General features: G+C 63.8%; 13 protein-coding genes. 7 read left to right on the top strand and 6 right to left on the bottom strand.

What is annotated here, in order from left to right; genetic code table 11:
- The 4 genes from motA to flhD all read right to left on the bottom strand — a co-directional run bounded on the left by motA (position 1) and on the right by flhD (position 2783).
- On the bottom strand, positions 1-861 hold the full coding sequence (motA, locus tag C2862_RS03045; RefSeq protein ID WP_136218642.1) for a flagellar motor stator protein MotA: 861 nt from the start codon (positions 859-861) through the stop codon (positions 1-3).
- A gap of 155 nt (positions 862-1016) precedes the next feature.
- A complete protein-coding gene (locus C2862_RS03040) occupies positions 1017-1775 on the bottom strand; it encodes a cyclopropane-fatty-acyl-phospholipid synthase family protein (protein ID WP_229467265.1) in 759 nt (252 codons plus the stop codon).
- 9 nt (positions 1776-1784) lie between these two features.
- Entirely contained in the window at positions 1785-2375 is a 591-nt protein-coding gene (flhC, locus tag C2862_RS03035) for a flagellar transcriptional regulator FlhC (RefSeq protein ID WP_136218640.1), read from the bottom strand.
- 90 nt (positions 2376-2465) lie between these two features.
- Entirely contained in the window at positions 2466-2783 is a 318-nt protein-coding gene (gene flhD, locus C2862_RS03030; protein WP_047826184.1) for a flagellar transcriptional regulator FlhD, read from the bottom strand.
- 606 nt (positions 2784-3389) lie between these two features.
- On the opposite strand from flhD, the gene kynU reads away from it, so the two are divergent.
- From kynU to C2862_RS03010, 4 genes are read left to right on the top strand one after another with little or no spacing between them, the layout of a single operon-like run.
- A complete protein-coding gene (gene kynU / locus C2862_RS03025; protein ID WP_136218639.1) occupies positions 3390-4649 on the top strand; it encodes a kynureninase in 1260 nt (419 codons plus the stop codon).
- 7 nt (positions 4650-4656) lie between these two features.
- The gene (kynA, locus tag C2862_RS03020) at positions 4657-5499 is read left to right on the top strand and encodes a tryptophan 2,3-dioxygenase (RefSeq protein ID WP_136218638.1); all 843 of its coding nucleotides are present in this window, start codon (positions 4657-4659) and stop codon (positions 5497-5499) included.
- A 51-nt stretch (positions 5500-5550) separates the two neighbouring features.
- Complete coding sequence (locus C2862_RS03015) at positions 5551-6096, top strand: alpha/beta hydrolase (protein ID WP_136218637.1); 546 nt, start codon at positions 5551-5553, stop codon at positions 6094-6096.
- Between the two features lie 20 nt (positions 6097-6116).
- Positions 6117-7253, top strand: a complete 1137-nt coding sequence (locus C2862_RS03010; protein WP_168709988.1) for an acyltransferase — start codon at positions 6117-6119, stop codon at positions 7251-7253.
- Positions 7254-7335: 82 nt separating this feature from the next.
- Here C2862_RS03010 and htpG read toward each other — a convergent pair whose 3' ends face one another.
- Both htpG and C2862_RS03000 read right to left on the bottom strand, forming a co-directional pair.
- Positions 7336-9255 (bottom strand): molecular chaperone HtpG, encoded by a 1920-nt coding sequence (htpG, locus tag C2862_RS03005; protein ID WP_136218635.1) that lies wholly within the window; start codon positions 9253-9255, stop codon positions 7336-7338.
- Between the two features lie 91 nt (positions 9256-9346).
- A complete protein-coding gene (locus C2862_RS03000; protein WP_136218634.1) occupies positions 9347-10141 on the bottom strand; it encodes a hypothetical protein in 795 nt (264 codons plus the stop codon).
- A 451-nt stretch (positions 10142-10592) separates the two neighbouring features.
- Between C2862_RS03000 and C2862_RS02995 the strand changes: the two genes are divergently transcribed.
- From C2862_RS02995 to C2862_RS02985, 3 genes are all read left to right on the top strand, one after another.
- Entirely contained in the window at positions 10593-11795 is a 1203-nt protein-coding gene (locus C2862_RS02995) for a hypothetical protein (protein ID WP_136218633.1), read from the top strand.
- A gap of 63 nt (positions 11796-11858) precedes the next feature.
- Positions 11859-12320, top strand: a complete 462-nt coding sequence (locus C2862_RS02990) for a RidA family protein (RefSeq protein ID WP_136218632.1) — start codon at positions 11859-11861, stop codon at positions 12318-12320.
- An 83-nt stretch (positions 12321-12403) separates the two neighbouring features.
- Positions 12404-13597 (top strand): PLP-dependent aminotransferase family protein, encoded by a 1194-nt coding sequence (locus C2862_RS02985; protein ID WP_136218631.1) that lies wholly within the window; start codon positions 12404-12406, stop codon positions 13595-13597.
- Positions 13598-13769: the final 172 nt, after the last annotated feature.

Genomic DNA, 13769 nt, shown 5'->3' with positions numbered 1-13769 from the left:
TTACTTCGCCTTCGACTTCTTGATGTGCTCTTCCAGCTCGGCGAACGATGGACGCTCGGTCGAGTACAGCACCTTGCGGCCGAATTCGACGGCCAGGGCCGGCGCGTAGCCGTTCAGGCTGGCGAGCAGGGTCACCTTCACGCACTGGAACATCTTGCTGGATTCGTCGAGCTTCTGTTCCAGCAGGCTGGCGAGCGGACCGACGAAACCGTAGGCCAGCAGGATGCCGAGGAAGGTACCGACCAGCGCTTTCGCGATCAGGATGCCCAGTTCCGCCGGCGGGATGCCGACCGATTCCATCGTGTGCACCACGCCCATGACGGCGGCCACGATACCGAAGGCCGGCAGGCCGTCGCCCAGCTTGGCGATCACGTGGGCCGGCACGGCGCCTTCGTGGTGATGGGTCTCGATCTCGTTGTCCATCAGGTTCTCGATCTGGAAGGCGTCCATGTTACCGGACACCATCAGGCGCAGGTAGTCGGCCATGAATTCGACGATGTGATGGTCGGCCAGTACCAGCGGATATTTCGAGAACAGCGGGCTCGCTTCGGGCGATTCGATATCGCCTTCGATCGACATCAGGCCCTCCTTGCGCACCTTGGACAGCACGTCGAACAGCAGCGACATGAGTTCCATGTACATTTCGCGGGTGTACTGCGAGCCCTTGAAGACGCTCGGCAAGGCCTTCATGGTGGCCTTGATCGACTTGTTGTTATTACCGACAAAGAAGGCGCCGACAGCGGCGCCGCCGATCATCAGGAGCTCGAGCGGCTGGAACAGCACGGCCACGTGTCCGCCGGACATGACGAAGCCGCCGAACACCGAAGCACAGACAATGATGTAACCGATAATGACGAACAAGAACGTGCTCCAGAAGGCGGTCCGCGGTGGTCGCGCGCGGGATCATGAATCCGAGACAATGTATCTCAGAAAAAATATTTACGTAGGGAACTACAGCAGCTGGAACAATAGCTTGAGAATGGCCTATGGGCAAGTAAAAAGGCCTGTTTTGTGGCCTAAAAGTGCCAAATGTAGAGAGTTCGACCAGTATCTTGTAGATAGAGAGACATGCTTGGTGATGCTTCGGAAACAGTAAATTCATAACTCATCAGCATGCTGCCCGGACGCATCTCGCGTTTCGCCTTGCGCCACAGCGCTGTCATGGCCGCCGGCGACAGGTAGGCGAACACGGCATCGTAGGCGCCGAATTCGAGTAACTCATAGTCACCGCGAATGAAAACGGCCGGGCTGCCGCTCAAACGCGCGCGCAGCCAGCTGGCCAGCCAGGGCAGCGGCGCAAGTTCGATGCCGGTTGCCTGCACGCCCGGGCGGCGTGCCAGGTCGAGCACCAGCCCGCCCAGGCCGCTGCCGATGTCGATCAGCTTCACTTCCCTGCCCTGCGGCAGTTGTCCGGCCACCGCCGCCCAGGCGCTCTTGCCGGACGGGTAGTACGGCACCTGGGTACGGAAGGTCGACCAATACAAGACCAGCATGAACAGGAAAACGGCCAGGAACAGCCAGGACGGCAGCGCCAGGCCGTTGGCCGCGTACAGGGCGGGCGCGAACAGCAGGCCGATCGCGATCCACCAGGATGCGAGGCGCCAGCGCCAGGTCAATATGGCGGCGAACAGGCCTTGCAGCAGCGCCGCGTGCAGGTAGGACGGCTGCAGGCCGGCGCGCGCCAGCAGGTAGACGGCCAATAAAGTCAGCGGAAAGGCGGCAAGCTGGCACAGGAGCGCGCGGACCGATGGGGCGCGCAGGAGGCGAACGCTCACGATGGCGGATCAGCCCTCGCCCGCGGCGTCCTCGCGCGCGGCGGCGTCGAGCGCGGCGGCGTCGAGCACGGCGGCGTCCTTGGCTTTGCGGGTCTTGCCGGCGCGCGAGGGCATATGGCACAGGCCGCACAGGTAGTCGCGGTTCAGGTCGAGCGCATTGACGACGAACTTGCCCTTGCACTTGCCGCAGGGCGCCAGCGCCAGCATGTTACTTTGGAAGAAACGCACCAGGGTCCAGGCGCGCGTCAGCGAGAGCAGCGGCTCTTCGCCGGGCGCGGCCGGCATCTGTTCGAGGTAAAGCTTATAGGCCTTCATCACCGCCTGCACGCCGCTCGCGCCGGCATTTTCTACCAGGAAGTTGTAGATATTGATGAACAGCGAGGAATGGATGTTCGGCTGCCAGGTGAGGAACCAGTCGGTCGAGAACGGCAGCATGCCTTTCGGCGGCGACACGCCCTTCAGTTCCTTGTACAGCTTGATGAGGCGCTCGCGGGAGAGCGAGACTTCGCTCTCGAGCAGTTGCAGGCGGGCGCCCAGGGTGATCAACTCGATGGCGAGCTGGATTTCCTGCGCTTCAGATACGACGCTTTTTTTACTCATCCCACGGCTCCGGCTGGTGTCCCGGCTATCCTACACTATCAGGCCGAGCTCAGCGGGATTTTACAATGTGTCCTGAGAGAAATTCCACTGTCAGGCGATTTCCTCGGCGGGCTGGCCGGCCATCAGAATCGCGGCATGCGACTGGGCCAGGGCGCGGTCCTTGCTGTGGCTGGTCAGCATCGACAGGATGGCGGTGTCGTCGAAGCGGAAGCGGGCCAGCATCATGTTGCCGCCGGCAAGCTTCAGGATCTGGGCGTTGCTCATGCCCTCGATCAGGTCGGCGATGTCGGCCGAGATGCCGAGACGGAAAATGGCGGTGACTTTGTCGGCGCGGATCATTTGCTGGGCCAGCATCAGGTAGCTCAGGTTGGCGTCCCGGATTTCAGCCATCATGTCGTTTGCAGTCATTTTTCTCTCCATCTTCCTGTTGAACCTGGCTGTTTGTGTTGCCAGTGAGATAGATTCTGACCGTAGAGAAACATTAGGGGAATCGGACGGACCCTGTATTTTGCGTCCGGCAAACGCGGGCGTGCCCGTAGGAGTTTGTCTGACAAACCGGGGCTGAATAGGAAGGCGCTCCTATGAAAACAGGAGGCAAATGAGGTCATGCGAACTGCGCTTTTTCGGACGGCTTGCCGGTGCGGCACATCGTCTATGTGTTGGTTTACGTCAACCAAGACCAGAACTTTAGGCTTGTCCTGAACTTTTTTTCAGGTCCTTTTCGTCCCTTCTGACCCTTTAACGGCAGCGCTCGGAGGAACTTTAGGGTGATTTGAAAATATTTTTGAATTATTTTCAGACACCGTTTCGTGGCCTCTGACTCCTTTACGGCTGGGTTCGCCTGAACTTTAGGGTTGAGAGCAAAAATTTTTGAAAAAAGTTCAAAATAGTGCCGATACGAGGTGCAAGGGCGAAAAAAGATGGCAAAGCGTCATCGGCAAGCCGCCGCCGGGCAGCCTTTTCTTGTTACACTCGCGGCCGAACGGCCCCGCTCACCACTGCCCTCCTTCATATATGAACGAATTTTCGATCACCCGCGCCGATTGCCTCGCGCGCGACGCCCAGGATCCGCTCGCGCCCCTGCGCGAACGCTTCGACCTGCCTCAGGATGTCATCTACCTCGACGGCAACTCGCTAGGCGCCCGTCCATGCGCGGCGCTCGAACGCGCCCAGCAGGTGGTGGCGCGCGAATGGGGCCGCGACCTGATCACGAGCTGGAACACGGCCGGCTGGTTCGACATGCCCAAGCGCCTGGGCGAACGTCTCGGCCCGCTGATCGGCGCCCAGGCGGGCGAAGTGGCCGTCACCGACACTACTTCGCTGAACCTGTTCAAGGCGCTGGCCGCGGCCGTCCGCCTGCAGGCCGAGGGGCCAAACGCCGCGCGGCGCGTCATCGTCACCGAGCGCAGCAATTTCCCGACCGATATCTATATGGCCGAAGGCCTGAGCGAATGGCTGCAGCAGGGCTACCGCGTGCGGCTGGTCGACTCCGTCGAGGAGCTGCCGGCCGCGATCGACGCCGACTGCGCCGTCGTCATGCTGACCCACGTGAACTACCGCACCGGCTACCAGCACGACCTGGCCGCCCTCACCCGTCACGCGCACCAACATGGTGCATTGATCGTCTGGGACCTGGCCCACTCGGCCGGCGCCGTGCCGGTCGACCTGAACGCGGCCGAAGCCGACTTCGCGGTCGGCTGCACCTATAAATACCTGAACGGCGGCCCCGGTTCGCCGGCCTTCATCTGGGTGCCGCGGCGCCACCAGGCCAGCTTCTCCCATCCGCTCACCGGCTGGTGGAGCCACGCCAAGCCCTTCGCCATGGCACACGGCTTCGCGCCGACCGACGGCATCGGCCGCGCCCTGTGCGGCACCCAGCCGGTGGTCTCGCTGGCGCTGGTCGAATGCGGCCTCGAAGTGTTCGAGGAAACGAGCATGGAGGCCATCCGCGCCAAGTCGCTGGCCCTGACCGACCTCTTCATCGAGCTGGTCGAAGGCACCTGCGCGAATCACCCGCTGGGACTGGTGACGCCGCGCGAACACGTCCGGCGCGGCAGCCAGGTCAGCTTCACCCATCCGCACGGCTACGCGGTCATGGCGGCGCTGATCGGGCGCGGCGTGATCGGCGACTACCGCGAGCCGGAAATCATGCGCTTCGGTTTCACCCCGCTGTACACGCGTTTCGTGGACGTCTGGGATGCGGTGGCGATCCTGAAGGACATCCTCGACCGCGAGGACTACGACGTGGCCGCCGAACGCGGCGCCGTTACCTGAGGCAGACATGAACAAACCCGACAAGAACCCCGCCGAGTGGCATGGGGCCAAGATGGATTTCAAGGAGTCGATGAGCTATGGCGACTACCTCGGTCTGAACCAGATCCTCACGGCCCAGCACCCGCTCTCGCCCAACCACAACGAGATGCTATTCATCATCCAGCACCAGACCAGCGAACTCTGGGTCAAGCTGATGCTGCACGAACTGCATGCCGTGCGCACCCACCTGCGCGCGGGCGAACTCGATCCGGCTTTTAAAATGCTGGCGCGGGTGGCGCGCATCATGGATCAGCTGGTGCATGCCTGGGACGTGCTGGCGACCATGACGCCTTCCGAGTACACGGCGATCCGGCCCTATCTCGGTGCCTCCTCGGGCTTCCAGTCGCACCAGTACCGCGAACTCGAATTCATCCTCGGGAACAAGAATGCGGCCCTGCTCGCGGTGCACGAAAAGAACCCGGCGGCCCATGCGACCCTGTCCGCGGCCCTCGACACGCCCTCGATCTACGACGAAGCCGTGGCCCTCTTGTCGCGCAGCGGTTTTACGATCGCGCCCGAACGCCTGGCACGCTCGCCGCAAGAGCCGACCGTCCACGACGATTCGGTGCAGGCGGCCTGGCTGGCCGTCTACCAGGACCCGGAGCACCACTGGGGCCTGTACGAACTGGCCGAAAAGCTGGTCGACCTCGAGACCGCCTTCCGCTTCTGGCGCTTCCGCCACGTGACGACGGTCGAGCGCATCATCGGCTTCAAGACCGGAACCGGCGGTACCGCGGGCGTGAGCTACCTGCGCAAGATGCTCGACGTGGTCCTGTTCCCGGAACTGTTCGCGCTGCGCACGGCCCTGTAAGCGGCGCCCGCGCCGACCCATGTAGAATGAATTGATCGACAAGGAGACGGCATGGACGGCGACGTACTGATTCTTTCGGGCCTCTGGGATTCCGGACCGCAGCACTGGCAGTCGCACCTGGAAGCGCGCCATCCCGATTGGCGCCGGGTCGCGCACCGCGACTTCAACAATCCGGACCGCCACGAATGGGTGGCCGAACTCGATGCCGCCGTCGCCGCCTGCGCGGGTGCGCCGGTGCTGGTCGCGCATAGCCTGGGCTGCATCCTCGCCGCCCACTGGGCCGCCTCCGGTTCGCCGCTGCGCGCGGCCGGCGCCTTCCTGGTCGCACCAAGCGACGTCGAGGCCTCGACCTACCCGATCGGCAGCAACGGCTTCGCGCCCGTGCCGCTCGCGCGCCTGCCCTTCCCCAGCCTGGTCATCGCCAGTACCGACGACGAATTCGTCAGCCGCGAGCGCGCCCTGGCCTTTGCCGAAGCCTGGGGCAGCCGCTACGTCGAAATCGGCGCCGCCGGCCACGTGAACGCCGATGCCGGCTACGGCGACTGGCCCGAGGGCGAGCGCCTGCTGCTCGAATTCCTCGGGCAGGTGCGGGCCTAGCGCCTATGTCGGGAAGCGGCATGGGTGCACACGAGGCCACGGCCGGCATCAGCGTGGCCGAGCGCCCGGCGTCCCTCCCCCACGCATTCTCGCTGTATCTGGACTGCTGCCGCTTCCTCGCGGCGGTGCTGGTCGTCGCCAGCCATTTCTCGCCCTACGGTGTGATCGTTCCCGGCAGCGGCCACTGGTGGCTCGGCCTGGGGCGCGAAGCGGTGGTCGTCTTCTTCGTGCTGTCCGGCTTCGTGATCGCCTATACGACCGAGCGCAGGAACGCCGGCCTGCGCGCCTACTGGGTGGCGCGCGCCACCCGCATCTACTCGGTCGCCCTGCCGGTGCTGCTGCTGGCATTCGCTGCCGCTGCTTTCCTCGTGCTGAGCGGCCGGGCGTCCCCGCACGCGTACTACCAGTTGGCCAAGCCCTGGCTCTACCTGCCGCTGCACCTGCTGTTCATGGGCGAACTCTGGACCATTTCCGAACCGCCGCCGCTGCTGGCGCCTTACTGGTCGCTCGGCTACGAGGTCTGGTATTACGCGCTCTTCGGCGCCGCCTTCTACCTGCGCGGCAAGCGCCGGCTGGCGATCCTCGGCTCCCTGTTGCTGCTGGCCGGCCCGAAGCTGTGGCTGCTGCTGCCGGTATGGACAGCCGGCGTACTGGCCTGGCACTGGCAGAAGCGGCACACGCTGGCGCGTCCGCTGGCGCTGTTCGGCTGGTGCGCGACGCTGGGGCTGTTTTTCGCCTTCAAAGCGAGCGGACTGGATGTGGCGCTGCGCGCCGCCGCCCTCGCCCATTGGCCCTTCCCCGGCCTGCCCCTGAAAAGCGCGGACCGCTTCCTGGCCGACTATCTCGTCTGCGTGCTGGTGGTGGCGAACTTCCTGTGTGCGCGCAGCCTCGGCCTGCGCGCCCTCCAGCATCTCGAGCGGCCGATCCGCTGGCTTGCCTCCTACACCTTTACCCTGTATCTGGTGCATGCGCTGGTGATGCGGCTGTGGCTCGCGCTGTATCCGCACCGGGCCTCGAATGCACTGGACGTGGGGATGCTGGTGGTGCTGATCGCGCTGGCGACGCTGGTGCTTGGGCAGCTGACGGAGCACCGCAAATGGTGGTTCGAGCGGATGTTCGTGCGGCTGGCGGCGCGCAGCCAGTCCGCCACCCGTTGAACCTTCCGGTCAATCAACGTTAACGATCGAGGCATAAAAAAACCGGGCGTGTAGCCCGGTCTTTTGACGATCGCGAGGACGCTTACTTGCTCGTCGCCAGCAGCATCTCGTTCAAGCGCTTCACGAAGGCCGCGGGATCGGTGAGGCTGCCGCCCTCGGCCAGCATGGCCTGGTCGAACAGGATGTGCGACCAGTCGGCGAAGCGCGGGCTGGTCGCGTCTTCGTACTTCAGGCGCGTGACCAGCGGGTGGTTCGGATTGATCTCGAGGATGGGCTTCGACTCCGGCGCGTTCTGGCCGGCCGCCTTCAGCATGCGCACCAGGTTGGCCGACAGTTCGTGCTCGTCCGCCACCAGGCAGGCCGGCGAATCGGTCAGGCGGTGCGTGACGCGCACATCTTTGGCTTTATCAGCCAAGGCGCCCTTCATCTTCTCGACCAGTTCCTTGTACTGGGTCTCGGTCTCTTCGTGTTCCTTCTTCTCGGCTTCGTCTTCCAGCTTGCCGAGATCGAGACCGCCCTTGGCCACCGAAGTCAGTTCCTTGCCCTCGAATTCGGTCAGGAAGGACAGCATCCACTCGTCGACGCGGTCGGTCAGCAGCAGCACTTCGACGCCCTTCTTGCGGAAGATCTCGAGGTGCGGGCTGTTCTTCGCGGCGTTGTAGCTGTCGGCCGTGACGTAGTAAATCTTGTCCTGGCCTTCCTTCATGCGCGCGATGTAATCGGCAAAGGACACGGTCTGGTCGGCGGAGTCGGCATGGGTCGACGCGAAGCGCAGCAGCTTGGCGATGCGGTCCTTGTTGGTCGTGTCCTCACCGATGCCCTCTTTCAGCACCTGGCCGAATTCCTTCCAGAAGGTGACGTATTTGTCCCTGGTTTCCTGCTCGTCGGCGTTCGCCAGTTCTTCCAGCATGCCCAGCACGCGCTTGGTCGAGCCTTCGCGGATCACCTTGACGTCGCGCGACTCCTGCAGGATCTCGCGCGAGACGTTCAGCGGCAGGTCGGCCGAATCGATCACGCCCTTGATGAAGCGGAGATAAGTCGGCATCAGCTGCTCGGCGTCGTCCATGATGAAGACGCGCTTCACGTACAGCTTGATTCCGCCGCGCTTGTTGCGGTCCCACAGGTCGAAGGGCGCGTGGCTCGGCACGTACAGCAGCTGGGTGTACTCGCTGCGGCCCTCGACGCGGTTGTGCGTGTAGGTCAGCGGTTCCTGGAAGTCGTGCGAGACGTGCTTGTAGAACTCGTCGTACTGCTCCTTCGTGACGTCCGCCTTGTTGCGGGCCCACAGGGCACTGGCCTGGTTGACGGTCTCGAAGTCGTCCTTCAGGACGGTTTCCTTCTTCTCCTCGTCCCACTCTTCCTTCTGCATCAGGATCGGCAGCGAGATGTGGTCGGAGTATTTACGGATGATGGACTTGATCTTCCAGCTCGAGAGCAGCTCTTCCTCGCCGGCGCGCAGGTGCAGGATGACGTCGGTGCCGCGGCCAGCCTTCTCGATCTGCTCGACCGAGTAGTCGCCCTCGCCGGTCGACTCCCAGCGCACGCCCTGCGAGGCGTCGGCGCCCGCGCGGCGGGTCTCGACGGTGATGCGGTCGGCGACGATGAAGCCCGAATAGAAGCCCACGCCGAACTGGCCGATCAGGGCCGCGTCGGCTTGCTGGTCGCCCGACAGGCGCGAGAAGAATTCCTTGGTGCCCGACTTGGCGATCGTGCCCAGGTGCGAGATGACTTCGTCGCGGCTCATGCCGATGCCGTTGTCCGAAATCGTGATGGTTTTCGCTTCCTTGTCGAAGTTGACGCGGATCTTCAGCTCGTGGTCGTTGCCATAGAGGGCATCGTTGTTGATCGCCTCGAAGCGCAGCTTGTCGGCCGCGTCGGACGCGTTCGAGATCAGTTCGCGCAGGAAGATCTCCTTGTTCGAATACAAGGAGTGGATCATCAGTTGCAGCAGCTGTTTTACTTCAGCTTGAAAGCCAAGGGTTTCTTTTTCGGCGACAGCCATCTTGTTCCTCGTGGTGGTTCAGATTAAATAAGCAGGTTGAACGGATTGCTGCAATATTGGGATACTGTCACCGTTTTCAAGACCCCGATTTTCAGGCCTTTGCCTGAGGGGCAACCGCCGCCGGCAAGGCAGGCCTGACCAGCAGGCGTCGCGCCGCAACGTGCACCACCAGTGCGCAGCCCAGCGCCAGGGCGAACGCGCTTCCGACCACGCCCTCGCGTAGCTGCATGGCCAGCACGACGCAGAAGGTGGCGAAGCCGAAGTAACCGATTACCATGCCGCGCAGCAGGGCCACCGCGCCCGCGCGACCGGAACCGGCGTGGGCGAACCCGACCAGCACCGTGCCCATCACGGGGAACATGGCGAAGAACCCCGACAGGCGCGCGCCCATGTGGGTGGCGCCGCCGGTCACGGCCAGCACCAGCAGGGCCGCGGCCAGCATGCGCCAAGGCAGATCGTTGCGGCGCTTGCCGGCAGCCACCGGGGCCGCTTGCGGAAACACTTTCAGGCACAGCAGCAAGGCGCACCAGACCAGCACGAAGGCCAGGCCCAGGGGCAAGCGTGTCGCCTGCAGCAGGGCCACGCTGCCTGCCAAGGCCAGCAGCGCGGTGAGCATCGACCCGGCGACGCCGCAGCGCAGCGAGGCCCAGGCGTAGGCCAGGCTGAACACGAGAATGGCGACGACCGCCAGCAAGGTTCCCTCCGCGGCACGCGCGGCAAAGGCAGCGCCCTGCTCCAGGCTGAGGGTGAACAGGATGGGACCGGCGACGATCGGAAAGGCGGAGAGCCACCCGGCGACTGCGGGACCCCAGCGGCGGCCGGCGAGCGTAACCAGCCAGATCAGGAGCGGGACCAGCAGGAGCTTGAGTAGTAACACCGGCGGCATGCTTGCGATCTCCGAATGGGCCGCTGACGCGGCGACCCGGAATGATACCACCAAGCAATACCAAAACAATAACAAATAAATGGGCCAGCTTGCTCTGCCGGCGCTTGCAAACATTACACTATCCAGGCATCCCATCCGGGACCGAGAAACCGACGATGACCTTCCTTACCGACTCTCCCGTCCGGACATTTCCCGCCGAACTCGAAACGAAGGCGCAAGTCGTAGCCCAGATTTTCGCGAGAACCCGGGCTTTCTTGCGAAGACGGAGCGACGCGTCGTGAGCTACTGGTATGCCTGCCAGCACGTGGGCTACCGCGAACGTGGCGCTGACCCAGGTTCCCGGGTAGCGGCGGCATTCAAGCGGATGGCCGACGCCGACGTGAACATTGGTGAGTTTACAAGCAGTTAGATTCCCTATACTCGGCGGTTTGCCAACTCGATCTCGCATGCGATGACCGCACCGACCCGTTTTGCCCTTGCGCGCCGTGCGCTGACCGCCCTGTTTTCGCTGGCTTGCCTGATGCTGTGCCATACCACGCTGGCCGACGAGCGTTTCATCCCGCGCGACATGCGCGCCTGTGCGGCGGAGCATCCTGAGGCCGGCGTTGATCTTCCCTGCAAGCAGCCCTTGTCCCCAGAGGTCCTGGCGTCCGAACTCGCCAAGCTGCGCACACGGGATTTCGCGTGGGAGATCAAGGACGACACCCTGGCTGTCAGCGTGCGCATGTTGCCGGGCCCTGCCCTCTATCCGAACGGCCCCTTCCTCTGCTGCGAAATCCAGGGTTACCTCGACAGGATTGCCGACGACGTGTATTCGGCCCGCTTCCGCTGGAGCCGGATGCAAACTGCCTTGCTCGACCTCCAGTTCCTCGGGGCGGACAAGCGCCCGGATACCCGCCTGCGGCACCGGGGCTCGCCCCAGTTCGTCTTTGCAGACAACAAGATCGACACCGGTCTCGTCGCCCGCGACGGGGCGGCACTGGAAACGCGCACTTTTGCGGCCCAGGGCGAATACGGTACGCGCAAGGTATCGGTCTTCCGGGGCGCCGCCTGCCGCCGGGGCATTGCCGGCTGCATCGTCATCTACACATCCGACGGCCATACCACCGACCAATTCGTCCACAACGCGCTGGCGAACGGGATCGACATGCGCGGCATCGTGATCGCCGGCGTTCACAATGCCGAGCTCGACACGAACGGCGCACGCATCGAGGAACTCCTGCTGGACGTGAATCCGGCGCGCTACGACGCCTTCATGCGTTTCGTGACACAGGACCTGGCTGGCCAGATCGAAGGCGGCGCCCGGCCGCGCCGGCGTATCGTGGCCGGCTATTCGAACGGCGGCGCCTGGGCCTACGATGCGCTGGTGTCACAGGGTGGACATTTCGATGGCGCCATCATCATGTCGCCGGCGCAGTGGCGCACCCGCAGCGAGGAGGCGCTGGACGGGCGGCGTGCCTTTGTCGGCGCAGGCCATATGGAACGGGGCTTTTACAAGAACGCGACGGCGATCGCTCCCGCACTACGTGCCCGCGGCGCCCTGGTCAATGAGATTTACGTGCCGAGCGGCCATGGCATGAACACCTGGGTGAACATCTGGAACGCCGCCATCGTGGAACTCGCGCGGCAACCGGCACGCGCTGTCGCACCATAAGTGGGCATCGACGCTGGCAAGTCGTACAATACCGGCTTCATCCACCGCACTACAGAGAAACCCATGTCCGTCTACGACAAACTGAAGGAACTGAACATCACCCTGCAGCAAGCTGCTGCCCCGGCCGCCGCCTACGTCATGTACGTACAGACCGGCAACCTGGTCTTCATCTCGGGCCACATCGCGAAGAACGCGGACGGCTCGGTCAACGTCGGCCAGCTGGGCAAGGACAAGACCACGGCGGACGGCCAGGCCGCCGCGCGCGCTATCGCCATCGACCTGATGGGCACCCTGCAGGATGCCTGCGGCGGCGACCTGACGCGCGTGAAGCGCATCGTCAAGCTGATGAGCCTGGTGAACTCGACCCCTGACTTCACCGAGCAGCACCTGGTCACCAACGGTGCCTCGGAACTGTTCGGCGAAGTCTTCGGCGACGCCGGCAAGCATGCCCGCTCCGCCTTCGGCGTGGCCCAGATCCCGCGCGGCGCCTGCGTCGAGATCGAAATGATCGTCGAAGTGGCGTAACACTTACCGTAAAGGCCGGGCCACAAGCCCGGCCTTTTTTTCAGCAGGCCGCCTATCCGGTGCGCTCTTCCAGTGAGACCAGCATGAAAATCGAGAATCCGAATCCCATCCAGTGGCAGTTTTCCGAACGCGCGCAAGGGCTGCAAAGCTCCTTCATCCGCGAGATCCTGAAGATCACCCAGCGTCCGGAGATCATCTCCTTCGCCGGCGGCCTGCCTTCGCCGGCCACCTTCCCGGTCGAGCGCATGAAGGCGGCCTACGACAAGGTACTGTCCGAGACGGGTAAAGTAGCGCTGCAGTACGGCCCGACCGACGGCTACGCGCCGCTGCGCGAATGGATCGCGAACTCGCTGTCCACGGAAGGCACGAAGATCCTGCCCGAGCAGATCATGATGGTGTCGGGTTCGCAGCAGGCGCTCGACCTGATCGGCAAGGTGCTGATCGACGAAGGCAGCCGCGTGCTGGTGGAGACCCCGAGCTACCTGGGCGCGCTGCAGGCCTTCTCGGTCTACCGTCCGGAATTCGCCTCGGTCGCCACCGACGACGACGGCCTGGTGCCCTCCTCGATCGATGGCGTGGCCAAGGGAGCGCGCCTGCTGTATTCGCTGCCGAACTTCCAGAACCCGACCGGCCGCTCGCTGTCGCTGGCACGGCGCCAGGAACTGGTCGAGACCTGCGCCCGCCTGCAACTGCCGCTGATCGAGGACGACCCCTACGGCGCGCTGTCGTATTCGGGCGAGCCGATGCCGAAACTGGTGGCCATGAACCCGGACGGCGTGATCTACATGGGCTCCTTCTCCAAGGTCCTGACCCCGGGTATCCGCCTCGGCTACGTGTGCGCCCCGCTGCCGCTGGTGCGCCGCCTCGAACTGGCCAAGCAGGCGGCCGACCTGCATACCGCCCAGCTGACCCAGATGGTGGTGCACGAAGTGGTGAAGGACGGCTTCCTCGACGAACACATCCCGACCATCCGCACCCTGTACGCCAACCAGTGCCAGGCCATGCTGGACGCGATGGCGGAGCACTTCCCGGCCGGCGTCAGCTGGACCAAGCCGGAAGGCGGCATGTTCATCTGGGTCACGCTGCCGAAGAGTATCGACGCCATGAAGCTGCTCGACACGGCGATCGCCTCGCGCGTGGCTTTTGTCCCAGGCGCGCCCTTCTATGCCAACGAAGGCGAAACGAACACGCTGCGCCTGTCCTTCGTCACCGTGCCGCCGGAGCGCATTCGCGAAGGCATCGCCATCCTCGGCAAGCTGATCGCGGCCATGCTGTAATGCTTTCTGGCGCCGCAGCGGCTGCGGCGCCAGCCACCCTGCATAAGATGGAATTTCCAGTCGGAAAAACCTTCAGTTACAGCGGTTTTCATACCACAGAGTTGTGGCACTTCAACAATAAATACTAGCCCTTAGGCAACAAAAATTCCCGCAGGTGTCGACATCGGGTTAT

Origin of the sequence: Massilia sp. Mn16-1_5, from assembly GCF_004798585.1 — a bacterium.
Taxonomy (GTDB): domain Bacteria; phylum Pseudomonadota; class Gammaproteobacteria; order Burkholderiales; family Burkholderiaceae_D; genus Telluria.
The sequence above is the reverse complement of the archived record's forward strand: the minus strand, read 5'-3'. Positions and strand labels throughout refer to the sequence as shown.